Raw genomic sequence first — 25,619 nt, forward strand, 5'->3', positions numbered from 1 at the left:
CTGCAATACACAAACTTGGCAAGCCCCCATAGGGCCGCTAGGGTCCGCCGCGTTTGCAATGGGGCGACTCACCCCACGCCACTGAATCACAGGAGGAAGCGTGTCATGATCAGAGGGTCCATTCCAGCCCTGGTGACGCCGTTCAAGGACGGCACCGTGGATCGCGCTGCGCTGAAGGCGCTGGTTGAGTGGCATATCGCCGAAGGCTCCCGCGGGCTGGTGCCGGTGGGCACGACGGGCGAAAGCCCGACCCTCAGCCATGCCGAGCATGAAATGGTGGTCGAAGAGGTGGTGCAGGCCGCCGCGGGCCGGGTGCCGGTAATCGCCGGGGCCGGCTCCAACAACACCGCCGAAACCGTGCGCCTGATGCAGCATGCCGAAAAGGTCGGCGCCGATGCGGCGCTGGTGGTCACACCCTATTACAACAAGCCCACCCAGGCCGGGCTGATCGCGCATTTCACCGCCGCGCATGACTGCTGTGAACTGCCGATCATCATCTACAACATCCCCGGCCGCTCCGCCGTGGATATGTCGCCCGCGACGATGGGCGAACTGTCAAAGCTGCCGCGCATCATCGGGGTGAAGGACGCCACCGGAGACCTGAGCCGCGTGCCGCAACAGCGCATCACCTGCGGCACCGATTTCATTCAACTGTCGGGTGAAGACGGCACCGCACTGGGGTTCAATGCCCACGGCGGCCGCGGCTGCATCTCTGTCACCGCAAACGTTGCGCCACGCCTGTGCGCCGAATTTCAGGAGGCGACGCTGGCCGGCGACTATGCCAAGGCGCTCGACTATCAGGACCGGCTGATGCCGCTGCATCTGGCGATCTTCCTGGAACCCGGCGTCGCCGGAGCCAAATACGCGCTGTCGCGGCTTGGCAAATGCGCCGAAGAGGTCCGCTCGCCGCTGACTCTGGTGTCCGAACCCACCCGCGCGAAGATCGATGATGCGATGCGGCACGCGGGGCTGTTGAACTAACACGCGCCCACCGGCGCCTTGGCGGGCGGGGCGGCATATGCCAAAGCCGCCTTTCCCCGCCCGGTGCGATGCCCTATATCCGTGCAACCATGGCCAATGCAAAGACAGACCCCAACTACAAGGTCGTCGCCGAGAACCGGCGCGCGCGGTACGACTATGCCATCGAGGATGACATAGAATGCGGCATCATCCTGCATGGCTCCGAGGTGAAAGCGCTGCGCGAGGGCGGCGCCAATATCGCCGAAAGCTACGCCAACGTCGAAGAGGGCGAGCTGTGGCTGATCAACAGCTATATCCCGCCCTATGAACAGGCCAAGACCTTCCGGCACGAAGAACGGCGCAAGCGCAAGCTGCTGGTCTCGCGCAAGGAACTCGCGCGGCTGTGGAGCGATACCCAGCGCAAGGGCATGACCCTGGTGCCGCTGGTGCTGTATTTCAATCACAAGGGCATTGCCAAGCTGAAGATCGGCATCGCCAAGGGCAAGAAGAATCAGGACAAGCGCGCGACCGAAGCCAAGCGCGACTGGCAGCGCCAGAAGGCCCGCCTTCTGCGCCACGGGGAATAGGCCCGCAAACATCCCCTGCCGCGTTTCCGCCATACTGTGGCATACTGTCCGGGTCGAAGGGGGGGCCGGACTTCGCACACAACAACAATGACATTGGCCCGTAGGCAAGGGACAATATCATGGAACAACTCATCATCAGCCTGATTTCCGGCGCTGTCGGCGGCAATGTTGCCGGCGGGCTTCTGAAGAACCTCAGTCTGGGCACGGTCGGCAATTCCGTCGCGGGCATCGTGGGGGGCGGGATCGGCGGGCAGATCCTGGCGGCGCTCGGCACCGGCGGCATGGCCGATGCGGCGGCGGCGGGCGGGCTGGATATCGGCGCGATCGTCGGGCAGGTCGCCTCGGGCGGCGTTGGCGGTGCCGTGGTGATGGCACTGGTCGGCGTGGTCAGGAATATGATGGCCAAGTAAGACAACCCCGGCCGGGTCCCGCACCACCTGCGGGCGCCCGGCCTTGCTTCGGACCCGGCAGAAGATTAATCAAAGGCGGACAATCGCCCGTGCCGGAGGCCCAGATGCCCACAGATGATCCCCAAACCCTTGTGTCCACCGATTGGCTGGCCGCCCATCTGAACGACCCGGACCTGCGTATCTTCGATGCCTCGTGGTACATGCCCGACATGAACCGCGATGCGAAGGCCGAGTACGAGGCGGCCCACATCCCCGGCGCGCGCTTCTTCGACATAGACGAGATCAGCGATCACCGGTCGGCCCTGCCGCATATGGCGCCCCCGGTCGAGAAATTCATGAGCCGGATGCGCGCCATGGGCGTCGGCGACGGGCATCAGGTGGTGGTCTATGACGGGCTGGGCCTGTTCTCGGCCGCGCGCGTGTGGTGGCTGTTCCGGCTGATGGGCAAGACGGATATCGCGGTGCTGGACGGCGGCTTTCCGAAATGGCAGGCCGAAGGGCGCCCGGTCGAGGATCTGCCGCCCATGGTGCGCGACCGGCACATGACCGTGCAGCGCCAGGCCGGGCTGATCAAGGACGTCACGCAGGTGGCGGCGGCCTCCAAGCTGGGCGACTACGAAATCATCGATGCCCGCGCGGCCGAGCGGTTCCGCGGCGAGGTGCCCGAACCCCGGCCCGGTCTGCGCGCCGGCCACATCCCGAATTCGCGGAACCTGCCGTTCACACGGCTGCTGAACGAGGACGGCACGATGAAGGACACGCAGGCCGTGACGGCGGAATTCGAGGCCGCAGGCGTCAACCTGTCGAAACCCGCCATCACCACATGCGGGTCAGGCGTCACCGCCGCGATCCTCAACCTGGGGCTGGAGCGGATCGGGCATCGCAACCACGCGCTCTATGATGGCTCCTGGGCCGAATGGGGCATGTATGGCGATCTGAAGGTGGCAAAGGGATGAGCCGCATTCTGAGCCATCTGCACCCGCAGCCCGAAGACCAGATTCTGAAACTCACGGCGCTGTTCCGCGATGATCCCCGCCCGGTCAAACTGGATCTCGGCGTCGGCGTCTACCGCAATGCCGCCGGACAAACGCCCGTCATGCGCGCGGTGAAAGCCGCCGAAAAGCAGCTCTGGCAGGATGAAACCAGCAAAAGCTACACCTCGCTCGCGGGGGATCCCGGGTTTCACAAGGTGATGCGCGATCTGGTGCTTGGCGATGCGGTCGATCACACCCGCGTCGCGGCGGCGGCCACCGTGGGCGGCACCGGCGCGCTGAGCATCGCGCTTGATCTGGTGAAACGCGCCGCACCCGGGGCCACGGTCTGGGTTTCCGACCCGACCTGGCCCAACCACGTGCCGATCATCGGCAAGTGCGGCCTGGCCAGCAATGTGTACCGCTATTTCGATGCCGAAAACCGCGCGGTGAATTTCAGCGCCATGATGGAAGATCTGGCACGGGTCGCCCCCGGCGACGTGGTGCTGCTGCACGGCTGCTGCCACAACCCCACCGGCGCCAACCTGACCCTGCCCGAATGGCAGGAGGTCGCGCGCCTGCTGACGCAGACCGGCGCATTGCCGCTGATTGACCTGGCATATCAGGGTTTCGGCGATGGCCTCGAAGAAGATGCCGCCGCCACGCGGCTTGTCGCGGCTGCCTGCCCCGACACGCTGATCGCGGCGAGCTGTTCCAAGAATTTCGGCATCTACCGCGAACGCACGGGCATTGTGCTGGCAGTGACGCCGGATGCGGCGGCGCAGGGCGTTGTTCAGGGCAATCTGGCCGCGCTCAACCGCCTGACCTATTCCTTCCCGCCGGATCACGGCGCGCGGTTGGTGACCATGGTACTGGAAAGCCCCGCCCTGCGCGCCGACTGGCAGGCAGAACTTGAAGACATCCGCACCTCCATGCTGGGCCTGCGCCGGCAACTGGCCGACGAATTGCGGGCGCGAACCGGATCCGACAGGTTCGGCTTTCTCGCCCAGCATCGCGGCATGTTCTCGCGCCTGGGCGCCAAACCGGAGCAGGTCGCGCGGCTGCGCGACGAGCATGGCATCTACATGGTGGGCGACAGCCGGATGAATATCGCGGGCCTCAGCCCCGCCACCGTCCCGGCCCTCGCCACCGCGATCGCCGCCTGCGGTATCTGAAGGCTTTCATCTTCGCTGAAATATCCCCGCCGGAGGCATTGACTCTGATGCCCTGACAGAAACTTCCTTGCCTCCGGCGGGGATATTTACACGAAAAAGAAGCCACGGGCGTTCAAGCATGAAAAAAACCCGGGCGCGAACGCCCGGGCAGTTGATCTCAGACCGACAGGAAGGGATGTCAGCCTTTCGAGAATTCCGGATACGCTTCCATACCGAGTTCGGCCATGTCGAGCCCGTTGATCTCGTCTTCTTCCGGAACGCGGATGCCCATCGTCATCTTCAGGATGAACCACACGATGGCGGACACCACGAAGACGAAGACACCGACGATGATGATCGAGATCAGCTGGCCGCCAAGGGTGGCGTCGCCATTGGTCAGAACCACCGCGAGGGTGCCCCAGATACCGCAGACCAGGTGAACCGGGATCGCGCCGACAACGTCGTCGATCTTCAGCTTGTCCAGCATCGGCACCGCGAAGACCACCAGGATGCCACCGACAGCACCGATCAGCGTCGCCGCGCCCAGCGACGGGGTCAGCGGTTCGGCGGTGATCGACACCAGACCGGCCAGCGCGCCGTTCAGCACCATGGTCAGGTCGGGCTTCTTGTAGAGCACCTGCGTCAGGATCAGCGCCGCGATCGCGCCACCGGCTGCCGCCGTGTTGGTGTTGGCGAAGATACGGCTGATGTCGGCGACGTTACCGGCCGTGTCCATGTACAGCTGCGAACCGCCGTTGAAGCCGAACCAGCCCAGCCACAGGATGAACATGCCCAGTGTCGCCAGCGTCAGGTTCGAGCCCGGCATCGGAACGGTCTTGCCGTCCTTGTACTTGCCGATACGCGGACCAAGGATCAGCGCGCCGGCCAGAGCCGCCCAGCCGCCAACCGAGTGCACAACGGTGGAACCGGCGAAGTCCAGGAAGCCGTAGTTGGCGTCAAGGAAACCGCCGCCCCATTTCCAGGACGCCTGGATCGGGTAGATCAGCGCGGTCAGGATGACCGTGAAGATCAGGAAGGGCCACAGCTTGATCCGCTCGGCCAGGGTGCCCGAAACGATCGACGCGGTGGTGGCGCAGAACATCAGCTGAAAGAAGAAATCCGACCCGACCGACGCATAGGTCAGATCCGTGTCGGCACTGCCGCCCACCGGCTCGAGCGAGGTGCTTGCGAAGGCGCCAAGAACACCGTCAATGGACCAGCCATCGCCGGGGTACATCAGGTTGTAACCGATCAGATAGTACATGATCGCGGCAATCGAGAACAAAGCAACGTTCTTCATCAGCTGCATGGTCACGTTCTTGGTGCGCACGAGGCCGGCCTCGAGCATCGAGAAGCCCGCGCCCATCCACATCACCAGGAAGCCGGTGACCAGGAACATGAACGTGGTAAAAATATAGCCGATCTCTTCGTTCGGAGGCGTTACATCGGCCTCCTGCGCGAGCACGGGCAACGACACTAGCGAAAGTGTGGCCCCGAGCGTGAGGATCTTGGTCAGTTTCATTTGCATTACATCCTTTCCCGAGAGCGTCTCAAAGCGCATCATCATTCGTTTCGCCCGTACGCACACGAACCGCCTGGCTCACGTCGAGGACAAAGATCTTGCCGTCGCCGATCTTGTCGGTTTTGGCAGTGGTCGCGATGGTGTCCACCACCTGGTCGGCCATCGCGGCGGTAACCACGATCTCCAGCTTGACTTTGGGTACGAAATTTACGGCGTACTCCGCGCCACGGTAAATTTCGGTGTGTCCGGACTGCGAGCCGAAGCCCTTGATCTCGGTCACCATCATGCCGCGTACGCCGATGGCGGTGAGGGCTTCCCTTACCTCCTCCAGCTTGAACGGCTTGATTGCTGCAATGATCAGTTTCACGTCGTTTCCCTTCCGTTTGGCAGGTCGCCCTGCGGGGATTTCACGTCGGCAACAAGGACGCCTTACCGCCGACGACTCAAGAAATCGTGTAACGATCTGGCGACAGAATCGCCCACGACATGCACAACTTTTGCACATTTTGGGCATGGTGCGCGTTTTTTGTGCAAAATAAAAAGGCGGAAACTGGGCGCCGTCGTCGCTCCACAAATCCGGCGGGGCGGGGTATCCTGCAGCCAAACAGAAGAAACAAAATCGAGGTCCGCATGAGCGGTACAGGCAAGAAGAAACCCGCGCTCGTGGCAGAGCGCCGGCCGACCGCCCGCAAAAAGCCGGCGGCCAAGCCGGCCCGTTCGGCAGCGCGGCGCCCCAGAAAGCCCGGGAAACGGTCGCGAAATCCGATCATCGCCTTTTTTCAGAGCATTTTCGGCTGGATATTGCGCCTTGTCTGGCGGCTGACCTGGCGCATGGGCGCGGTGCTGGCGATGCTGCTTGCGGCGGCGGTGTTCTATTTTCATTCGACCCTGCCCCCTGTGGCCGAGCTGCTCGACGCCCGCACACGCGGCTCTGTCACGCTGCTTGACCGGTACGGCACGGTGTTTGCCTGGCGCGGCGATCAGTTCGGCGGGCAGATCAGCGCCGAAACCGTTGCCCCCGCGCTGCGCAACGCCGTGATCGCGACCGAAGACAAGCGGTTCTACCGACATTTCGGGGTCAGTCCGCGCGGCATCGCCAGCGCCGTGCGCATCAACCTGCGCGAAGGGCGCGGGCCGCTGTCGGGCAATGGCGGATCGACCATCACGCAGCAGACCGCAAAGCTGTTGTGCCTCGGCGTGCCCTTTGACGCCGCTCTGTGGAAAAGCGAGGCGGAATATGAGGCTGACTGCCGCCGCACCACGCTTTGGCGCAAGGTGAAGGAGGCGGTCTATGCCATGGCGATGGAGGTGCGCTACACCAAGAACGAAGTTCTGACGATCTATCTCAACCGCGCCTATCTGGGCGCCGGCGCGCGCGGCTTCGAGGCCGCGAGCGAGCGCTATTTCGGCAAATCCGCGAACAAGGTGAACGCCGCAGAGGCGGCGATGCTGGCCGGGCTGCTGAAGGCTCCGTCGACCTACGCGCCCACGAACAACCTGCAGCGCGCGCAGGACCGGGCCAACGTAATCGTCGGGCTGATGGAGGATCAGGGATATCTGACCGCCGCCCAGGCCGCCGATGCCCGCGCCAACCCGGCAGAGCTGTCGGACGCCGCCGCCGCCCGTGCCGGCGGCTATTTCGCCGACTGGGTAATGGAAAGCGGCCCCTCCTTTCTGACCCGCGACACCACCGAAGACGTGATCATCCGCTCCACCTTTGATCCGCGCCTGCAGCAGGCCGCCGAAGACGCGATGAATTTCATCTTCGAAAACAAGGTGCGTGAAGGATCAAAGGCGCAGGCGGCGATTGTGGTGATGTCGGCGGACGGCGCCGTGCGCGCCATGGTCGGCGGGCGCAAGACCAGGGTGTCGGGCGCCTTCAACCGCGCCACAATGGCGCTGCGGCAGACCGGATCGGCCTTCAAGCCCTTCGTCTATGCCGCGGCACTCGATCTTGGTTTTACGCCCAACGCCACCGTGGTGGACGAGCCGATCACCATCAACGTTCCCGGCTCCGGCCCCTATTCCCCGCGCAATTACACCAAGGATTTCAAGGGCAAGGTCACCCTGACCGAAGCGCTGAAACATTCGCTGAACATCCCCGCCGTCCGGGTTTCGGAATCGGTGGGGCGCGAGAATGTGCGGGTGATCGCCTCGGAATTCGGAATCAAGAGTGATCTGGCGCCGGGCCCCGCGCTGGCGCTCGGCACTTCTGAATCGACTCTGCTTGAGATGACGGGCGCCTATGCCGGCATCCTGAACGGCGGGCGCAGCGTCAAGCCTTATGGCCTGATCGAGCTGCGCCTTCAGGGCGATGACACGCCGCTGTTCGATCAGCAGGGCGGCATGGGCGAGCGTGTGATTACGGAAAAGGCGGCGCGCGGCCTGACCTACATGATGAATCAGGTGATCGAAGGCGGCACCGGCCAGCGCGCCAAACTGCCCGGGCGCGAGGCCGCGGGCAAGACCGGCACGACTCAGGCCGCGCGCGATGCCTGGTTTATCGGCTTCACCGCCGACTACGTTGCGGGCGTCTGGATGGGCTATGACGACAACACCCCGCTGACCGGCGTGACCGGCGGCGGGCTGCCCGCGGAGATATGGCACGAAACCATGGTACGGGTGCATGAAGGGCTGCCGGCGTCACCGTTGCCGATGGATGTGCCCGCGCCGGTCGCCGCGCCCGCGCCGCAGAACACCGCGGCCCGCACGACGGGCCGGCCGGCGGCCAATCAGCCCGAGCGCATCCTGCGCGAGGTGCTGGACGCGATACTGGGCAAACGCTGAGCCTGTGGCGGCTCAGCCCGCCTTTCGCAGGTCCTGGGTCAGCAGATCGATATTGCCGCGACGCTGATCCAGCATCGCGCCGATCTCTGTCCGCTCCGAGGCGACCATGTTCACGCCTTCGATATACATGTTGAAGAACAGATCCCGGCCGCTCTTGTCCGAGACGAGGAAGGTCACGTCGAACGGTGCCTCGCCTTTCAGATAGGCGGTGGTCTTGACCTCGTAGAAGCTTTTGACGGCGCGGGCTTCGTTGACTTCCAGCCGCCCGCCGATGAACTCGCGGAACCGCCGCCCGTACTTGCGCGAGAGATAACCGCGAAACGCGACGGTGAAAGCCTCCATCTGGCTGGGGGTCGCGCTGCGCGCGGCGATGCCAAGCGCGGAGCGCGCGATGATCGGCACATCCGAATATTTGATGAAGATATTCTCGAATGCCACGAACATCTTCGCTTCGGACATGCCGGAATTGATCACCCGGTTGATTTCGGCCACCAGCCCGTCAATCAGCGCGCGGGCCTCGGCGGTGTTCAGGGCAAAGGCCGAACGGGGCAGCGCAAATGCGGCAGGCAGGGCGATCAGGCCAGCCAGGGCTGCGCGGCGGCTTGGGTTATTCAGCATAGAGATCCTCATAGGGGTCGGCATAGTCAGGTTCCGATTCGCTGTTGGCGCCCAGTTCAAAGCGGCGGTTCTGCAGGTACAAGAGCCGCGCCTGGGCATAACTGTCTGCGCTTTCATATAGGACGGAATCGACCGTATCCGAATACTCGTACCGATCACCAATTTGTTTGGCGATGCCCGCCCCGGTGCCCGTGTTCCGCACCCCCACGGGCAGGAACAGCCGAGTCGGGTTCAGGGCGACATCCACGATCTTGCCCACCGCGTCCCGCTCGGTCGATGGACCCAGCAGCGGCAGTTCCACATAGGCGCCTTCGCCGAAACCCCAGACATTCAGGGTTTCGCCGAAATCGGTATCCCGTTCGTAAAGGTGAATCGACGTTGCCGGATCAAACAGACCGGCGATACCGACGGTGGAATTGAACAGGAACCGCGCGGCATTGGTCATGGCATCCACCGGGCGGAACTGCAGCAGGTCATTCACGACCATGCCGGGCAGATCCAGATTCGACGAGAAATTGCTGACCCCCTTGCGCACCGGCGCCGGAACAGCCGTACCGTAAGTACGCGAAACCGGGCGCACCACGGTCCTGTCCAGATCCCGGTTGGCGTTGTGAACCTCGCGGTTCTGCTCTTCGAACGGATCATGAAACTCTGCCGCCCCTTCGGGCGACGAGCAGGCGGAAAGCAGCCCAGCCGCAAGGACGGCGGCCCAACGCAGCATACGGACGTTGCATTTTTGTGTGGGATTAAACAATGGAAAACTCAAGATGGGGTTCATTGATCAGTGCAACATAGTTATGAGGCTAAAGAAGCCCAGAGCGAATGGTGATGCAACTGCGCGCTGTGGCGAACAGGTGACATAGGCGGGTCTTTGCATCAATGGCACGCAAGAAGCGGAACTGTGAATGGCAGAGCGACACTCGAACCCGTCCAACGGCCTGAGGGAACTGCGCGCGGCCCGGCGGTCCGGTAGCGGGCTTTTCGCCGCTGTTCTGGTCTTCAGCACGTTCGTCAACCTGCTGATGCTCACCGCGCCGCTTTATATGCTTCAGGTCTATGACAGGGTGCTCAGCAGCCGGTCCGAAGAGACCCTGCTGGCGCTGTCGATCCTGGTGGCCTTTCTGTTTCTGATCATGGGCCTTCTGGATTATGCCCGCGGGCGCGTCATGGCGCGCGCGGCGGCGCGGTTCCAGTCGCTGCTTGACGGGCGGGTCTTTTCCGCCGTGTTGCGGCAGGCGGCGCTGGCCAAGGGCACGCAATCCTCCGGCAACGGGCTGCGCGAGCTGGAGGCGGTGCAGCGGCTGATGGGCTCGCCCGCGCTCATGGCGTTTTTTGATGTTCCGTGGACGCCCTTCTTCCTGCTCGCGATTTTCATGTTCCAGCCCTGGCTAGGCGTGCTTGCGCTGGGGGGCGGGGTCACGCTGGTCATCATCGCGCTGCTGAACCAGATCCGCACCAGAAACCCGGTGCTCGAGGCCGGCACCGCCGCCGCGCAGGCCGATCACATGGCCGGGCAGCTGCGCTCAGAGGCCGAAACCGTGCGCAGCCTCGGCATGCAGGGCGCGGCCTTTTCGCGCTGGCAGCAGGCGCGGCTGCGCGCGCAGCAGCTTCAGCTTTCCGCGTCGGATGGCGCCGGCGGGTTTTCGGTACTCACCAAGACGCTGCGCATGTTCCTTCAGTCGGCGATGCTGGGCCTGGGCGCCTTTCTGGTGCTGCAAGGGCAGATGACCGCCGGCGGCATGATCGCCGGATCGATCATGCTCGGCCGGGCACTGGCACCGGTCGAGCTGGCCATCAGCCAATGGGCCCTGCTGCAGACCGCGGTCAAGGGCTGGCGCAGCCTGGGAGAGCTTTTGTCGGACGTGCCGCAAGAGGCACCGCGCACCGCCCTGCCCCGCCCGAAGGCCAAGCTGGACGTGCAACAGCTGACCGTCGTGCCGCCGGGCGAACATCAGGCCTCGTTGCGGATGGTGTCGTTCAGCCTGGAGCCGGGCACGGCCGTGGGCGTGATCGGCCCGTCGGGATCGGGAAAATCAACGCTGGCACGGGCTCTGACCGGGGTCTGGCGGCCGGCCGGCGGGCGCATCCGGCTGGATGGCGCCACGCTCGATCAATACGATCCCGATGTGCTGGGCAGCCATATCGGCTATCTGCCCCAGCGGGTGACGCTGTTCGACGGAACCATCGCCGAAAATATCGCCAAGCTGGCACTGCAGCCGGATGCCGAAAAAGTGGTGGCCGCGGCCAAGAAAGCGGCGGCGCATGACATGATCGTGCAGCTTCCCGATGGCTATGACACGCGGGTGACCACTGCGGGCGGGCGGCTCTCGGGCGGCCAGATCCAGCGTATCGGCCTGGCCCGCGCCATGTATGGCGACCCGGTGCTGCTGGTGCTGGACGAACCGAACTCGAATCTCGACAACGAAGGCTCTCAGGCGCTGAACAGCGCGATCCGCCAGATGAAAGCCGAGGGCGCGTCGATCCTGATCATGGCGCACCGTCCGGCGGCCATTCAGGAATGCGACCTGCTGCTGGTGCTCGACGGCGGCACGCGCAAGGCCTTCGGCCCGCGCGACGAGGTGCTGCGCGGCACGGTCAAGAACCACTCCGATATCCAAAGATCCACCGGCACCGGAGGTGTCTCATGACCCGCCCCAACGCAACACCCTGGCCCGCGCGCCGGCCGCTTCTGATCGGGTTCCTGGCGCTGGCCCTGTTGATCGGCGGGTTCGGCACATGGTCGGTTGTCGCCAGCATCTCGGGCGCGATCGTGGCCAGCGGCAGGGTCGAGGTGGACCAGAACCGGCAGGTGGTGCAACATCCCGACGGCGGCGTCGTGGCGCGGCTCGAGGTGGAAGAGGGTGACCTGGTCGAAGCGGGCGACGTGCTGATCGCGCTCGACGCGTCGCTGCTGCATTCCGAACTGTCCATCGTCGAAAGCCAGCTCTTTGAACTGATGTCCCGGCGCGGGCGGCTGCGGGCCGAGCGCGACGGGGCGCCATCGGTGCGGTTCGACGATGACCTGATGGAGATCGCCGCGACCCGCCCCGAGGTACAGGAACTGACCGATGGCCAGAGCCGGCTGTTCGCCGCCCGCGCCGAAACCCTCGCGAAGGAAGGCGCGCAGCTTGAGAAACGCCGTGGCCAGATCGCCGATCAGGTGATCGGCATCGTCGCCCAGCAAGACGCGCTGGAAAGCCAGCTCGCACTGATCCGCCAGGAGCTGGAAACCCAGCAAGGCCTGCTGGACAAGGGCCTCGCCCAGGCTTCGCGCGTGCTGTCGCTGCAGCGCGAAGAGGCCCGGCTGCGCGGCGAGGTCGGCGAGTTGACCGCCTCTGTCGCGCAGGCGCAGGGGCGAATCACCGAGCTGGACATCGAGATCCTGAAGTTGCAGACGACCCGCCGCGAGGAGGCGATCACCGAGCTGCGCGAACTGCAGTACCGCGAGCTGGAGCTGGCCGAGCGCCGGCAATCCCTGCTCGAACAGCTTGACCGGCTGGAAATCCGCGCGCCGGTGTCGGGCATCGTCTACGGGCTGACGGTGTTCACCCCCCGCTCGGTGATCCGCGCGGCCGAACCGGTGCTGTATCTCGTACCGCAAGACCGGCCGCTGGTCATCGCCGCCCGCGTCGATCCGATTCACGTGGATGAGGTCTTCGTGGGCCAGCCCGTGAACCTGCGGTTCGCAACCTTCGACGCGCGCACCACACCGGAACTTTTCGGACAGGTCACCAAAGTGTCGGCCGACGCCTTCGTGGATGACCGCACCCAGCAAAGCTATTACCGGGCCGAGATCATCCTGAGCGAGGGTGAGGCCGACAAGCTGGGCGAGCTGAAGATCGTGCCGGGCATGCCGGTGGAAACCTTCATCCGCACCGCCGACCGTTCGCCGCTGGCCTATCTGGTCAAGCCGCTGGCGGAGTATTTCAACCGGGCCTTCCGCGAGACCTGATTTCCGGGTTTCCCACGCCGCCCCGCCCCGCTAGCTTTCGCGCGAATGCAAGAAGGAGCGACAGGATGAGCGGTGGATTCGAAGCAAGGCTGGCGGAGCTGGGCGTAACACTTCCCGACGCGCCCGCCCCGGCGGCCAACTACGTGCCCTATGTCATGGCCGGCGATCTGGTCTTCGTGTCGGGGCAGGTGTCGATGGATGAAAACGGGCTGATCAAGGGCAAGCTGGGCGCGGATATGGCCGTGGAGGCGGGCGCGCAGGCGGCAAAGACCTGCGCCATCGGGTTGCTGGCGCAACTCAAGGCGGCCTGCGGCGGCGATCTGGAACGGCTGCTCCGCGTCGTCAAGCTGACCGGTTTCGTCAACTCCACCCCCGATTTCGGCGACCAGCCGAAGGTGATCAACGGCGCCTCCGATTTTCTGGTCGCCGCCCTGGGCGAGCCGGGCCGCCATTCCCGCTCGGCCGTCAGCGCCGCGTCGCTGCCTTTCGGCGTGGCGGTAGAGATCGAGGGGATCTTCCAGATCAGATGATCGCCCTGCCCCCGTCCTTTCTGCGCCACCCCGTCGCGCATCGCGCCTTTCACGACATCAGGGCGGGCCGGCCCGAAAATTCGCGCGCCGCGATCCGGGCGGCGGTGGCCGCCGGCTATGGGATCGAGATCGATATTCAGCCCTCCGCCGATGGCGAACCGATGGTGTTTCACGATTACGATCTGAAGCGCCTGACCGGCGCGAAGGGCGCTATCCGGCAGCGCAAGGCGTCCGAACTGGCCAAGATCGGCCTGCTGGGCGGCGACGAGGGCATCCCCACCCTGGCCGAGGTGCTGGCAGAGGTGGCGGGCCGCGTGCCCCTGCTGATCGAGATCAAGGATCAGGACGGCGCGATGGGGCCGCAGGTGGGCGCGCTGGAACGGGCCGTCGCCGCCGTGCTGCGCGGCTATGGCGGGGATGTCGCGCTGATGTCGTTCAACCCGCATGCCGTGGCCACCCTGGCCGAGGCCGCGCGCGATCTCCCGCGCGGGCTGACAACCTGCGGCTATCAGATGAAGGACTGGCCGCGCCTGCCCCGCGCCACCCGCGCCCTGCTGCGCGCGATCGCCGATTTCGATGCGGTCGGTGCCTCGTTCATCAGCCACAACGCGAAAGACCTTGGCCGCGCCCGCGTTGCGGCGCTGAAATCAGCCGGTGCCGCAGTGCTGTGCTGGACGATCCGCTCGCCCCAGGCCGAGGCGCAGGCACGGCGGATCGCGCAGAACGTGACCTTCGAGGGCTACGCCGCCGCCCATCCCGACGCTTGACCGCGCCGCAGTGCGGCACAAGTAATAAGCAGGAACCAAGGCAAAGGGCCCATGCGGGACACCCGGATCGAGATTGACGTGCTGACCAGCCTGGCCGACATCCCGGCACAGGAGTGGGACGCCTGCGCCTGCCCCGAAACGGCGGATGGCGGGCGGCCGTACGATCCGTTCACCACGCACCGCTTTCTGAAGGCGCTGGAAGACAGCGGATCGGTCGGGCCCGGCACCGGCTGGCAGCCGCGTCATCTGATCGCGCGGCTGGGGGGCGTGACCATCGGCGCGACGCCGCTTTATGCCAAATCGCACAGCCAGGGCGAATATATCTTCGATCATAACTGGGCCCATGCCTATGAGCGCGCGGGGGGCCGGTATTACCCCAAGCTGCAGATCTCCGTGCCCTTCACCCCCGCTACCGGGCGCCGTTTTCTGCTGCGCCCGGGGCATGAAGAGCTTGCGCTGCCGGCCCTTGTTCAGGGCGCGGTGAAGCTCGCGCTTCAAAACGGTGTATCATCGCTGCATTGCACCTTCTGCACCGAGGCAGAGGCCGAGGCGGGCACAAAGATGGGGCTGATGCATCGCATCAGCCAACAGTTCCACTGGGAAAACGCGGGCTACGGCAGCTTCGACGATTTCCTTGCCTCGCTGTCGTCGCGCAAGCGCAAGAACATCCGGAAAGAGCGTGCCACGGCCCGGGGCTTTGGCGGCACGATCCGCGCGCTGAGCGGCGACCAGATCGAACCCAAACACTGGGATGCGTTCTGGCGCTTCTATCAGGACACCGGATCGCGCAAATGGGGCACCCCCTACCTGACCCGCGCGTTTTTCGACATCGCGCACGAGGTGCTGCGCGACGACATCCTTCTGGTGCTGGCCGAACGCAACGGGCGCCCGATCGCCGGCGCGCTGAACTTCATCGGGCGCGACACGCTCTACGGCCGCTATTGGGGCGCGATCGAGGATCACCCCTGCCTGCATTTCGAAGCCTGCTATTATCAGGCCATCGACTTTGCCATCGCCCACGGGCTGTCGCGGGTCGAGGCCGGTGCGCAGGGCGAGCACAAGCTGGCGCGCGGGTATTTGCCCGTGGCCACGCATTCGCTGCACTGGGTGGCTGATGACAGCTTTGCCCGCGCCATCGCCGACTATCTGAAGGCCGAACGCGAGGCCGTGGACGAAGAGATCGAAGTGCTGACCAGCTACGGCCCATTCCGCAAAACACTCTCGGAGGACGAATGAACGAAAAACTGACCGAGCAGGAACGCGCCACCGCGCTTGCCCCGTTGCTGGCGGCGGGCTGGCAGATGGTGGAGGGGCGCGACGCCATCACCAAAACCTTCACCTTCCCGAACTTCATCGACGCCTTCGGCTGGATGACCCGCGTCGCCATCTGGGCGGAGAAGTGGAACCACCACCCCGAATGGTTCAATGTCTACAAGACGGTGAACGTAACCCTTTCCAGCCATGACGTGGATGGGTTATCCGAACGTGATGTGAAACTGGCAACAAAGATGGACAAGCTGGCGTGAACCTTGATCTGCAAGACCTGACCGAACTTCTGGAAGAAAACATCGCATGGGTCATCGGCGCGGGGCTGAACCTGGTTTATGCCTTCGTGATCGTCATTCTGGCCCTTTGGCTGAGCGGCACGGCCAAACGGCGGATCACGGAACTGCCGCTACGCAACCCGCGGTTCGACCCGACGCTGATGAGCTTTCTGGGCAGTCTGGCGCGCTATGCGATCATTGTCTTCGCGATCGTCTTCATTCTGGGCCGTTTCGGCATCCAGACCACATCGCTGGTCGCGCTGATCGGTGCCGCCGGTCTGGCCATCGGCCTGGCACTGCAGGGCACGCTGTCGAACCTGGCGGCGGGGGTCATGCTGATCGGCTTTCGCCCGTTCAAGGTGGGCGACTACATCGAGGCGGCCGGGGAAGCGGGGACGGTCTCGGCAGTGTCCCTGTTCTTCACCGAGCTGACGACACCCGATAACGTGCAGATCATCGTGCCGAACGGCGATGTCTGGTCATCCTCGATCACCAATTATTCCTTCCACGCGCAGCGGCGCTGCGATCTGGTTTTCGGCGTCTCCTACGGTTCGGACCTGAAGCAGGCGGAACAGGTGATCCGCCAGTGCATTGCAAGCGACATACGGGCGAAAACAGATCCCGAGCCCTTCGTGAAGGTTTCGAACCTGGGTGACAGTTCGGTGGATTTCACCGTGCGGGTCTGGTGCGACATGGCCGATTACTGGAACCTGAAATTCGACCTGACGCGCGCGGTGAAGGAAAGCTTCGATGCTGCGGGGGTGGAAATCCCCTTTCCCACGCAGACGATCGTCCGCGCCGAGGCGTGACGGTGGCGGGGCGCCCTTGCGCGGGTGCCCCGGCCGGCTACATCGCCTCCAGCAGGCTTTCGCCGGTGGACGCGTCGCAAACGCCGGGCTCGTCGATATGGGCGAGTGTCACGACCCCATCATCCGCCACCACCGCATAGCGGCCGGACCGGCCATAGAGCCCGAATTGCGGCGCTGAAAACGCCATGTCCAGCGCCCGTGTCAGGCTGCCGTCGGCATCGGCAAGAAAGGTGATCCCCGCGTCTTTCGCGCCTGTCTCCCGGCCCCAGGCATCCAGCACGAACGGATCGTTCACCGAAACACAGATCACCTCGTCCACACCCTTGTCGCGGAACTGGTCGACCGTGCGTATGAAACTTGGCAGGTGCACGGTCGAACAGCCGGTCGTATAGGCGCCGGGCAGGCCAAACACGACCACCTTGCGCCCGGCCAGCTTCGCCGAAAGCTCTACGGGTTCGGGGCCGTTTTCCCCGATCGTCACCATCGTCGCATCGGGCAGCTTGTCTCCAACCGAAATTGTCATTGCGCGTTCCCCCTCACGGATTGCCTTGCCATCACCGCAAAGTATAGGGTGCGCCGGACTTCGGACCAGACTTAAGGGGCATCTCATATGTCGAATATTGTTATCATAGGTGCCGGCCAGGCGGGCAGCGCCTTGGCAGTGAAACTGCGCTCTCTCGAATTTGCCGGCGCCATTACGCTTGTCGGCGAGGAAGCCGCCCCCCCCTATCAGCGTCCGCCGCTCTCCAAGAAATATCTCATGGGCGAGTTGGAGCTGAAACGGCTCTACCTTCGGCCCGAAAGCTTTTATGCCGACAATGGAATTTCCCTGCACCTGTCGGAAACCGCTGTCGCGATCGACCGCAAGGACAAGGTGGTGATCGCAGGCGGTGCCGCCATCCCCTATGACCAGCTTGCCCTGACCACCGGATCGGTGCCGCGGCGGCTGCCCGGCAGCATCGGCGGCGAGCTTGACGGTGTGCATGTTGTCCGCAACCTGGCCGACGTGGATGCGATGGCCCCCGCCTTTACCGAAGGCGCCCGCGTTCTGATCGTCGGCGGCGGCTATATCGGGCTGGAGGCGGCGGCGGTTGCCGCCAAGCTCGGCCTGCAGGTGACGCTGGTGGAAATGGGCGACCGCATCCTGCAGCGGGTGGCGGCGCCCCAGACATCCGATTTCTTCCGCGATCTGCACCGCGCGCATGGCGTGGACCTGCGCGAAGGGGTCGGGCTGACCCGGCTGCTGGGCGAAGATCGCGTCACCGGCGCCGAGCTGAGCGACGGCACCATTCTGGAGCTTGATTTCGTCATCGCCGGCGTCGGGGTCACACCGGCAACGGAGCTCGCCGAGGCAGCGGGGCTGACGATCGACAACGGCATCGCGGTCGATGCGTTCGGCCGCACCTCGGACCCGTCGATCTGGTCGGCGGGCGATTGCGCGTCATTCCCCTACAAGGGCGGGCGCATCCGGCTGGAAAGCGTGCAGAATGCCATCGAACAGGCCGAACTCGTCGCCGCGAACATGCTGGGCGCCGAAAAGCCCTATATGCCCTATCCGTGGTTCTGGTCGGATCAGTATGACGTGAAACTGCAGATCGCCGGGCTGAACACCGGCTATGACAACGTGGTCGTCCGCCCGGGCGCGGGCGCGGCGCAATCCAACTGGTATTATGCCGGTGACACGCTTCTGGCAGTGGATGCGATGAACGATCCGCGCGCCTACATGATCGGCAAACGCATGCTGGAGCAGGGGAAATCCCCCTCTCCGACGGCCATTGCCGATCCCGAGACCGACCTCAAGGAGCTGCTCAAGGCGTGAGGATCATTGCGGGCAGGCACCGCGGCCTGACGCTGGCCTCCGTCGGCAAGGGCGATGCCGCGGCGCATCTGCGCCCAACATCCGACCGGGTGCGCGAAAGCCTGTTCAACCTGCTTGTGAACGGCGGCTACGGCGATCCGCTGACCGGCGCGCGGGTGCTGGATCTGTTTGCCGGCACCGGCGCGCTCGGGCTGGAGGCGCTGTCGCGCGGCGCGGCCCATGTGACCTTCGTGGACGATGGCGTGAAAGCCCGCGCGCTGATCCGCGAAAATGTGGAGAAATGCCGCGCACAGGCCGAAACCGCGCTCAACCGCCGCGATGCAACACGGCTGGGCGAAAACCGCGATGCGGCGTTCGATCTGATCTTTCTCGATCCGCCCTATGGCAAGGAGCTGGGGCAAAAGGCGCTGGCCGCCGCCCGCGCGGGCGGGTGGCTGGCCGACGGGGCGCTCGTGGTCTGGGAAGAGAACGCGCCGCAGGACGTGCCCGAGGGGTACGAACTGCTCGACCGGCGCAAATACGGGGATACGCATATCACCCTGATGCGAGCGGTCGGCCCCTAGCCCCAGGTCGGGTGAAACCGGCCGGCCGGCGACAACGTGAAAATCTCGCACCCCGTGGCGGTAACGCCTACCGAATGCTCGAACTGTGCCGAAAGCGATTTGTCGCGGGTGACCGCCGTCCAGTCATCGGCCAGCACCTTGGTTTCGGGGCGGCCGAGGTTGACCATCGGCTCGATAGTAAAGAACATGCCCTCTTCCAGCACGGCCCCGGTGCCCGGGCGGCCGTAGTGCAGCACGTTGGGCGGGGCATGGAACACCCGGCCCAGACCGTGGCCGCAGAAATCGCGCACCACACTCATCCGGTGACTTTCGACAAAGCTCTGGATCGCATAGCCGATATCGCCGAACGTATTGCCCGGCTTCACCGCCTCGATCCCCTTGAACAGCGCGTCATGCGTGACCTGGATCAACCGCTCCGTCTTGCGGCTGAGCTTGCCCGCCACATACATCCGGCTGGTATCGCCGAACCAGCCATCGACAATGACCGTCACGTCGATGTTCAGGATATCGCCATCCTTCAGCCGCTTGTCGCCGGGGATGCCATGGCAGACGACATGGTTGATCGAAATGCACGAGGCGTGCTGATAGCCCTTGTAGCCGATGGTGGCCGAGGTCGCCCCGGCCTCTTCGACCTGCTCGGTGATGAAACGGTCGATCTCGCCGGTGGTCTGCCCGGGCACCACAAGCGGCGTCACCGCGTCCAGGATCCGGGCGGCCAGCCGGCCAGCCTCGTGCATCCCGGCAAAATCGCCGGCTTCGTAAATTCTGATACCGTCTTTCGTCAGACGGCCTCGCGCGCCTTCATCCAATGGGCTCTCCATCCTGCTTTCCCGATAGATAGTGTCGATTTCCGCCGAACGCCAGAGGCGGGCTCAGCCTTGGGGCGCCGGATCCACCGGCAGGGGGCCCGCAACCTCGACCCCGGTTGGTGAAATCCGTGTGCCGAGGCACAGCATCCGCACCCCTGCCGCGCGGGCCGCATCGAAGGCGCGGGCATAGGCCGGATCAATGTCTCCGGCCAGCCGGAACCGGGTGCAATCGGTGCGCTGGACAAGGTAGAGCATCGCGGCGCGATGGCCTTCGGCCACCATGCGCGTCAGCTCCTCAAGGTGTTTGGTGCCCCGCGCGGTCACGCTGTCGGGAAATTCGGCCCAGTCGCCGCGGCGCCTCAGCGTCACGCTTTTGACCTCGACATAGGTATCGGGGCCGCCCGGTTCGCTGAGCAGGAAATCGATGCGGCTGTTGGTGCCGTATTTCACCTCTGCCCGCAGCGTTCCGCCAACAGGCAGCCCGGCCACCTGCCCCGCTTCCAACGCAGCGCGCAATGCCCGGTTCGGAACACCGGTATCAACCCCGGTGAAATGCCCGTCGGCATGTTCGACCAGCCGCCAGCCGTATTTCAGCTTTTTGCGCGGGTCGTCATTCGGCTCCAGCCAGACCCGCAGCCCGGGATCGGACAGGCCCATCATCGAACCGGGATTGGCGCAATGGGCGATCACCTCCTGCCCGGTCTCCAGCCGCACATCGGCCAGAAAGCGTTTGTAGCGGCGGATCAGCCGGCCGGGCACAAGAGGGGTTTGAAAGCGCATGGGCGCCACCTATACCCACAGACATGCCACGACAAGGAGCACGCCATGTCCAACCCAACCGCTGCAATGCTTGTGATCGGGGATGAAATCCTGTCAGGGCGCACGCGTGATGCCAACATGCACTATCTTGCCGGCGCGCTGACGAAACACGGCATCGCCCTCAAAGAGGTGCGGATCGTTTCGGATGACCGGCAGGCAATCATCGATGGCGTCAACGCCCTGCGCGCGGCCTATGACACGGTCGTCACCTCGGGCGGGATCGGCCCCACCCATGACGACATCACCGCAGAGGCGATCGCCGCCGCCTTCGGCAAGCCGATCGACGTGCGCGCCGACGCCCGCGCGATTCTCGAGACGCATTACAAAGCCTCCGGCGCAGAGCTGAACGAGGCCCGGCTGCGCATGGCGCGTATCCCCGAAGACGCCACGCTGATCGACAATCCGATTTCCGCGGCACCGGGATTCACGCTGGAAAACGTGCATGTGATGGCCGGGGTGCCGGTGATTTTTCAGGCGATGGTGGCCTCTGTCCTGCCGACACTGACGGGCGGCGCGCCGCTGCTGAGCCAAAGCATCCGCGTCGACCGTGGAGAGGGAGAGATCGCCGCGCAGCTTGCCGCGCTGGCGGATGAATTCCCGGCGCTGTCCATCGGCTCCTACCCGTTTCAGCGCGACGGCGCCTTTGGCGTGAATGTGGTGGTCCGGGGCAGCGACGCGGCGATGATCGACGCGGCGATGGCCCGGCTTGCCGAGCTGTTCCCAGAGGCGGTGATTTGACGGATATCAAAGCGTTCTACGACGCGGCAGAGGCGACATGGCCCCCGGCCAGCACGCACACGCCTGGCCCCTGGACGATCCGCGAAGGCCGGGGCGGCGGCAAGCGTGTCTCGGCCGCCACTGCCCATGCCCCGATCACGCAGGACGACATCCCGGCGGCCGAGGCCGCCATGCGCGCATTGGGTCAGCCCCCCCTGTTCATGATCCGTGACGGCGACGCCGCGCTGGACAGCCTGCTGGCCGGCGCCGGCTATCGCCTGATCGATCCGGTGGTGATCTGCGCCGCGCCGGTGGCCGCCATCGCCACCGAACATCCGCCCGCCACATCGACCTTTACGATCTGGGAACCGCTGGCGATCATGAAAGAGCTTTGGGCCGAAACCGGGATCGGGCCGGAACGGCTGGCGGTGATGGACCGGGTGACGGGGCCGAAAACCGCCGTGCTGGGCCGGGTCAATGATCGCGCGGCCGGGGCGGGTTTTGTCGCGATTCATCAGGGAATCGCCGTGATTCACGCGGTTTCGGTCACACAGGCGCAGCGTCGGCAAAGAACCGCCGTCAATATGATGAGAGAGGCGGCTTTCTGGGCGCAAGATCATGGAGCAACCACGTTCTGCGCGCTTGTCACAGCGGCAAATGCGCCCGCGCGTGCCCTCTATGCTTCCCTGGGGATGCGGGATGTGGGACACTATCACTATAGGATCGGGTGAGGGCCCAACGAGGCCGGGCATGTGAAGAACAAAGGCAAAAACGCAATCGTGCCGGGCCATCTGGTCTGGCCGCCGAGCAAACAGACACAGGTGCATTTCAGCCCCTGTGCGCGCCTTGATGCCCATGTTTCAGCCATGCACTACTGCGCCGCCCTGTGCGGGAGTTTGGGATGATGATCCGCGCCACCCTGCTCTCCTCTGCCATTGCGCTGCTGCCCCTTGCCGCCGCCGCGCAGAGCCTTGAATTCCCGCATTCCGCCATCCGGGCGGTCGAACAGGTCGATCCGCTGGCCAGCTACCGGCTTCCGGTGGGCCCGTGGAAGGACGACCGGATAGAGGCAATCAGCGCCGAGGGAGAGGTGACGCGGCAGGCCTGGCAGATCCGCACCAGCGGGATGACCACGCTGCAGATACTGGCCCCGCTGCGGCAACAGCTTCGGGATATGGGGTTCGAGATCCTGTTCGAATGCGATGCCGACGCCTGCGGCGGCTTCGATTTCCGCTATGCCACGGACGTGCTGCCCGAGCCGCAGATGCATGTCGATCTCGGCGATTACCGTTTCCTGTCGGCCCGGCGCATGGGCGCGGAACAGCCTGAATATGTCAGCCTCGTGGTCAGCCGGTCGTCGCTGAAATGCTTCGTTCAGGTGATGCGCGTCGGCCCCGAGCAGAAAGATACGGCCACGGCCTTCAGCGTGTCGACGAAAACCCCGCAGCCCGAGGCGGCGGCGCTGCCCCCCGGCCCCGACCTGATGTCCACCCCGGTGAATACACAGCTCGAGGCCTACGGCCGCGCGGTTCTGGAAGATCTGGAATTCAGCAGCGGGTCATCCGAACTGGGCGAAGGCAATTTCCAATCGCTCGATTCCCTGGCCAGCTATCTTCTGGCCCATCCCGAGCATTCGGTGGTTCTGGTCGGCCATACTGATGCCATTGGCGGGCTGGAGGGCAATATCGCCCTGTCGCAACGGCGCGCGCGATCGGTCGTGCGCCGGCTTGTCGATGAATTCGGCGTGTCGGCCAACCGTGTAAAGGCACAGGGCGTAGGTTATCTCGCACCTCTGGCCAGCAACGAGACCGCCGCGGGCCGCACCGAAAACAGACGGGTCGAAGTCATCCTGACCTCGACCCGCTAACCAATCCCTCGTCTTTCTTCCGAGAACCGGCCCGACTACCAAGCGTCGGGTGTCTTGTTGGCAAAGCTCGTCACCAGAAAATCAATGAAGGCACGCACCTTGGGCTGGGTAAACCGGCCCGGCGGATAAACGGCATAGATTCCAAGGTTTTCATGCGGCAGGTCGGGAATGGCCTCTTCCACCAACCCCTGTTCCATCGCGTCGCGGAACAGGAAATTGGGCAGATAGGCGATGCCCAGCCCCGAGATCGCGGCGTTCAACAGCGACTGGCCGTCATTCACCGTCAGCCACCCCGCAGTGCGGACCTGACGCTTTTCACCCGAAGGCGCTGTCAGCTTCCAGACATTGCCGCTCGACTGGTTGGAATAATGCAGCAGCTTGTGCTCGTTCAGATCGTCGATCTTCTGCGGCCGGCCGTATTTCTGGAAATACGACGGCGCGCCGATCATCCGCTTTGACGTGTCGGTCAGCTTACGCGCGCGCAGGGTGCTGTCTTCCAGCTCACCCACGCGGATCGCCATGTCGAAGCCTTCGGAAATCAGCTCTACATAGCGGTTGTTCAGAACCATGTTCACGGTGATTTCCGGGAATTCCTGAAGGAAGTCGCCCAGAATCGGCGACAGGTGGTTCACCCCGAAATCCGTGGCGACAGAGATGCGCAGCAGGCCCGAAGGCGCCGATTGCATCGAGGTGACAAGCGCATCCGCCTCGCCCGCGTCATTCAGAACGCGGCGGGCCCGGTCGTAATAGGCAAGGCCGATCTCGGTCGGGCTGACGCGGCGCGTCGTCCGGTTGAGAAGTCGCGCGCCCAGCCGCGCCTCGAGCGAGGATACATGCTTTGAGACGGCGGATTTCGAAATCCCCATCTTTTTGGCGGCATCTGTGAAACCACCCTGATCCACTACCGTGGCGAACGCTTCCATTTCGGTCAGTCGATCCATTTCAAGCCCTTCGAACACACGCATTGTTGCCGCAGGTTATGGCGGCCAAATCAGGCGAGAATGCGGAAACCGACCGACAATACTGCGGTATTGATGCGGATCGTCATGGTGGGGGAAACGCCGGCGGGCCCGGTTTGCGGCCAGATTGCGACATTGGCGCAGATATTTCGGGGCGGCCCCGAATGGCCCGGCCCCGCGCTACATCGTTTCCAGGCAATGGCGGCGGAAGGCCTTCTTCAGCATGTCCAGCTCGGCGCGCAGCAGATCCATCTCGGCGCGGATGTCATCCTCCAGCGGTTCGCCGGTGACGATGGTGAAACTGCCCAGCGTCTGGCCATCGCCGGCGGTGCGAATCAGAAAGGTCTGCACCCCGTCCGACAACAGAGCCGAGGGAATCGGCACCTTCACCTGATAGCTGTCAGGCGTGCTGTCATCCGCCGTCACCAACACGCCCTCGAGCGGTGTCTCCAGATGCAGCACTTCGATCTGCGGAAGGCTGCGGTGCGGCCCGGAGACGGTCAGAACGCCTTCCCACACACCCGCGCGTATCCGCGTTTTCGCAAGCTCCATTCCGCTCATCCCGCCCCCTGTCAAAGCTCTGCCCGCGGACGCCGGCTCAACGCCACGTCGCGCAGGATGATCTGGTTCATTTCGGGCCCTTCGAAGATCAGATCCAGCCACATGCGCTCGACCCGTTTTTCGTTCAGCTTGGTATAGGCCAGATCGAATTCGACCATCACATCATCGGCGGTCAGCGGCAGCTCACGTACGATCTGTTCCACATTCGGCCCGTGCTTGATGTTCAGCCGGGCGAAGATCTCCAGCGGCTTTTCCATTTCCACGATCGTATCGAGCCGCACAAGATGGCGACGTTTCAGCCCCTGCGCGGCGTCCGGCGGCAGCTCGATCACGAGCGACAGGAACGAGCCGTCGAAACGGAAGACATCCATCCGCAGGCCGAACGGCGCCAGATCCTCCTCGCGCGTGTTGCGAATCTGCCGGATGGTCAGTTCCGAAACCTTGCAATCGTGGAAAATGGCGGCTTCCTGCCCGATCTGGGTTTTGCTTTCCACGGCCGCCGCACCCGGCAAATCCAGCGGGCCACGCCACAGTTCGGGGCGATAGGCCCAGTCAGAACCCATCGGTCGCTGAAAGGCGTTCGAGCCGATAAGTGGCAGGGCAAGCCGGCCGTCGGCCACATGGATCAGCCGGTTCACCTGCCGGCGCAGCTGCCGGGCACGGGTCCGCAACGCGCGCAGCGACTGCAGGTCAAGCTCTCCGGCATGGTCGGCCGCCACAGTCCAACGTCGCAAGCTGCGCCGCTGCACCAGCCGGTCAAAGAGAGAATCGAACTTCGCCGCCATTCCGCCTTGCCTTGTCTCCGCTCAGAAGGTGTTACCCGGTGAATCGACATTAGGGCAAATGAGTGAACGATTCACCCGCTCAATGTTGATTTGTTTCTGGAAATCATCC

Annotated in this window: 28 protein-coding genes; 18 read left to right on the forward strand and 10 right to left on the reverse strand. The window is 64.4% G+C overall.

The features are described from left to right. The first annotated feature begins 105 nt into the window (after positions 1-105). From dapA to GGR17_RS05700, 5 genes are all read left to right on the forward strand, one after another. On the forward strand, positions 106-981 hold the full coding sequence (gene dapA / locus GGR17_RS05680) for a 4-hydroxy-tetrahydrodipicolinate synthase (protein ID WP_054537756.1): 876 nt from the start codon (positions 106-108) through the stop codon (positions 979-981). Positions 982-1,070: 89 nt separating this feature from the next. Then, a complete protein-coding gene (gene smpB / locus GGR17_RS05685) occupies positions 1,071-1,547 on the forward strand; it encodes an SsrA-binding protein SmpB (protein WP_037206899.1) in 477 nt (158 codons plus the stop codon). Positions 1,548-1,666: 119 nt separating this feature from the next. Further along, on the forward strand, positions 1,667-1,957 hold the full coding sequence (locus tag GGR17_RS05690; RefSeq protein ID WP_054537755.1) for a hypothetical protein: 291 nt from the start codon (positions 1,667-1,669) through the stop codon (positions 1,955-1,957). A 104-nt stretch (positions 1,958-2,061) separates the two neighbouring features. Further along, on the forward strand, positions 2,062-2,913 hold the full coding sequence (gene sseA, locus GGR17_RS05695) for a 3-mercaptopyruvate sulfurtransferase (RefSeq protein WP_037206806.1): 852 nt from the start codon (positions 2,062-2,064) through the stop codon (positions 2,911-2,913). A gap of 5 nt (positions 2,914-2,918) precedes the next feature. Next, positions 2,919-4,103: an amino acid aminotransferase gene (locus tag GGR17_RS05700; protein ID WP_369817419.1), complete on the forward strand. Its 1,185-nt coding sequence runs from the start codon at positions 2,919-2,921 to the stop codon at positions 4,101-4,103. 178 nt (positions 4,104-4,281) lie between these two features. Here GGR17_RS05700 and GGR17_RS05705 read toward each other — a convergent pair whose 3' ends face one another. Next, on the reverse strand, positions 4,282-5,604 hold the full coding sequence (locus GGR17_RS05705) for an ammonium transporter (RefSeq protein WP_037206809.1): 1,323 nt from the start codon (positions 5,602-5,604) through the stop codon (positions 4,282-4,284). Between the two features lie 28 nt (positions 5,605-5,632). Continuing rightward, a complete protein-coding gene (locus GGR17_RS05710) occupies positions 5,633-5,971 on the reverse strand; it encodes a P-II family nitrogen regulator (protein WP_037206811.1) in 339 nt (112 codons plus the stop codon). A gap of 263 nt (positions 5,972-6,234) precedes the next feature. Here GGR17_RS05710 and GGR17_RS05715 point away from each other — a divergent pair, with 263 nt between their 5' ends. Beyond that, on the forward strand, positions 6,235-8,391 hold the full coding sequence (locus tag GGR17_RS05715) for a transglycosylase domain-containing protein (protein WP_054537753.1): 2,157 nt from the start codon (positions 6,235-6,237) through the stop codon (positions 8,389-8,391). Positions 8,392-8,403: 12 nt separating this feature from the next. On the opposite strand, the gene GGR17_RS05720 is transcribed toward GGR17_RS05715, so the two are convergent. After that, complete coding sequence (locus GGR17_RS05720) at positions 8,404-9,009, reverse strand: MlaC/ttg2D family ABC transporter substrate-binding protein (RefSeq protein ID WP_037206813.1); 606 nt, start codon at positions 9,007-9,009, stop codon at positions 8,404-8,406. Then, entirely contained in the window at positions 8,999-9,730 is a 732-nt protein-coding gene (locus tag GGR17_RS05725) for an MlaA family lipoprotein (RefSeq protein WP_082386492.1), read from the reverse strand. The genes GGR17_RS05720 and GGR17_RS05725 overlap by 11 nt, the downstream gene beginning before the upstream one ends. Before the next feature lie 184 nt (positions 9,731-9,914). On the opposite strand from GGR17_RS05725, the gene GGR17_RS05730 reads away from it, so the two are divergent. The 7 genes from GGR17_RS05730 (at position 9,915) to GGR17_RS05760 (ending at position 16,611) form a co-directional block, all read left to right on the forward strand. Beyond that, positions 9,915-11,657: a type I secretion system permease/ATPase gene (locus GGR17_RS05730; protein WP_054537751.1), complete on the forward strand. Its 1,743-nt coding sequence runs from the start codon at positions 9,915-9,917 to the stop codon at positions 11,655-11,657. After that, on the forward strand, positions 11,654-12,961 hold the full coding sequence (locus GGR17_RS05735) for an HlyD family type I secretion periplasmic adaptor subunit (protein WP_054537750.1): 1,308 nt from the start codon (positions 11,654-11,656) through the stop codon (positions 12,959-12,961). Before GGR17_RS05730 ends, GGR17_RS05735 begins: the two co-directional genes overlap by 4 nt. Positions 12,962-13,026: 65 nt before the next feature. Next, a complete protein-coding gene (locus GGR17_RS05740; RefSeq protein WP_037206819.1) occupies positions 13,027-13,491 on the forward strand; it encodes a RidA family protein in 465 nt (154 codons plus the stop codon). Further along, entirely contained in the window at positions 13,488-14,258 is a 771-nt protein-coding gene (locus GGR17_RS05745; RefSeq protein ID WP_054537749.1) for a glycerophosphodiester phosphodiesterase family protein, read from the forward strand. Before GGR17_RS05740 ends, GGR17_RS05745 begins: the two co-directional genes overlap by 4 nt. Positions 14,259-14,309: 51 nt before the next feature. Continuing rightward, positions 14,310-15,494 carry a GNAT family N-acetyltransferase gene (locus GGR17_RS05750; protein ID WP_054537748.1) on the forward strand — a complete coding sequence of 395 codons (1,185 nt, stop codon included), beginning with the start codon at positions 14,310-14,312 and terminating at the stop codon, positions 15,492-15,494. Beyond that, entirely contained in the window at positions 15,491-15,784 is a 294-nt protein-coding gene (locus GGR17_RS05755) for a 4a-hydroxytetrahydrobiopterin dehydratase (RefSeq protein WP_037206824.1), read from the forward strand. Before GGR17_RS05750 ends, GGR17_RS05755 begins: the two co-directional genes overlap by 4 nt. Beyond that, the gene (locus GGR17_RS05760) at positions 15,781-16,611 is read left to right on the forward strand and encodes a mechanosensitive ion channel family protein (RefSeq protein ID WP_255353363.1); all 831 of its coding nucleotides are present in this window, start codon (positions 15,781-15,783) and stop codon (positions 16,609-16,611) included. The genes GGR17_RS05755 and GGR17_RS05760 overlap by 4 nt, the downstream gene beginning before the upstream one ends. A gap of 37 nt (positions 16,612-16,648) precedes the next feature. Here GGR17_RS05760 and GGR17_RS05765 read toward each other — a convergent pair whose 3' ends face one another. Beyond that, a complete protein-coding gene (locus GGR17_RS05765; protein ID WP_054537747.1) occupies positions 16,649-17,134 on the reverse strand; it encodes a peroxiredoxin in 486 nt (161 codons plus the stop codon). Positions 17,135-17,221: 87 nt separating this feature from the next. Between GGR17_RS05765 and GGR17_RS05770 the strand changes: the two genes are divergently transcribed. Together GGR17_RS05770 and rsmD are read left to right on the forward strand one after the other, a co-directional pair. Then, entirely contained in the window at positions 17,222-18,430 is a 1,209-nt protein-coding gene (locus tag GGR17_RS05770) for an NAD(P)/FAD-dependent oxidoreductase (protein ID WP_054537746.1), read from the forward strand. Beyond that, a complete protein-coding gene (rsmD, locus tag GGR17_RS05775; RefSeq protein ID WP_054537745.1) occupies positions 18,427-18,993 on the forward strand; it encodes a 16S rRNA (guanine(966)-N(2))-methyltransferase RsmD in 567 nt (188 codons plus the stop codon). The genes GGR17_RS05770 and rsmD overlap by 4 nt, the downstream gene beginning before the upstream one ends. On the opposite strand, the gene map is transcribed toward rsmD, so the two are convergent. Continuing rightward, on the reverse strand, positions 18,990-19,814 hold the full coding sequence (gene map, locus GGR17_RS05780) for a type I methionyl aminopeptidase (RefSeq protein ID WP_054537744.1): 825 nt from the start codon (positions 19,812-19,814) through the stop codon (positions 18,990-18,992). The two genes, rsmD and map, sit on opposite strands and share 4 nt — an antisense overlap. A gap of 51 nt (positions 19,815-19,865) precedes the next feature. After that, entirely contained in the window at positions 19,866-20,582 is a 717-nt protein-coding gene (gene sfsA, locus GGR17_RS05785) for a DNA/RNA nuclease SfsA (protein WP_054537743.1), read from the reverse strand. Between the two features lie 45 nt (positions 20,583-20,627). Here sfsA and GGR17_RS05790 point away from each other — a divergent pair, with 45 nt between their 5' ends. From GGR17_RS05790 to GGR17_RS05800, 3 genes are all read left to right on the forward strand, one after another. Then, positions 20,628-21,359: a competence/damage-inducible protein A gene (locus GGR17_RS05790; RefSeq protein ID WP_054537742.1), complete on the forward strand. Its 732-nt coding sequence runs from the start codon at positions 20,628-20,630 to the stop codon at positions 21,357-21,359. After that, positions 21,356-22,069 (forward strand): GNAT family N-acetyltransferase, encoded by a 714-nt coding sequence (locus tag GGR17_RS05795; protein ID WP_082386491.1) that lies wholly within the window; start codon positions 21,356-21,358, stop codon positions 22,067-22,069. Before GGR17_RS05790 ends, GGR17_RS05795 begins: the two co-directional genes overlap by 4 nt. Positions 22,070-22,242: 173 nt before the next feature. Further along, a complete protein-coding gene (locus tag GGR17_RS05800; protein WP_054540275.1) occupies positions 22,243-23,205 on the forward strand; it encodes an OmpA family protein in 963 nt (320 codons plus the stop codon). 35 nt (positions 23,206-23,240) lie between these two features. Here GGR17_RS05800 and GGR17_RS05805 read toward each other — a convergent pair whose 3' ends face one another. From GGR17_RS05805 to GGR17_RS05815, 3 genes are all read right to left on the reverse strand, one after another. Then, complete coding sequence (locus tag GGR17_RS05805; protein WP_054537741.1) at positions 23,241-24,146, reverse strand: LysR family transcriptional regulator; 906 nt, start codon at positions 24,144-24,146, stop codon at positions 23,241-23,243. Between the two features lie 198 nt (positions 24,147-24,344). Then, positions 24,345-24,716, reverse strand: a complete 372-nt coding sequence (locus tag GGR17_RS05810) for a hypothetical protein (RefSeq protein WP_328705643.1) — start codon at positions 24,714-24,716, stop codon at positions 24,345-24,347. 20 nt (positions 24,717-24,736) lie between these two features. Beyond that, positions 24,737-25,510 (reverse strand): DUF6478 family protein, encoded by a 774-nt coding sequence (locus tag GGR17_RS05815; RefSeq protein WP_054537739.1) that lies wholly within the window; start codon positions 25,508-25,510, stop codon positions 24,737-24,739. Positions 25,511-25,619 lie beyond the last annotated feature (109 nt).

It is taken from the genome of Actibacterium naphthalenivorans (assembly GCF_014196965.1).
GTDB classification, from domain to species: Bacteria; Pseudomonadota; Alphaproteobacteria; order Rhodobacterales; family Rhodobacteraceae; genus Actibacterium_A; species Actibacterium_A naphthalenivorans.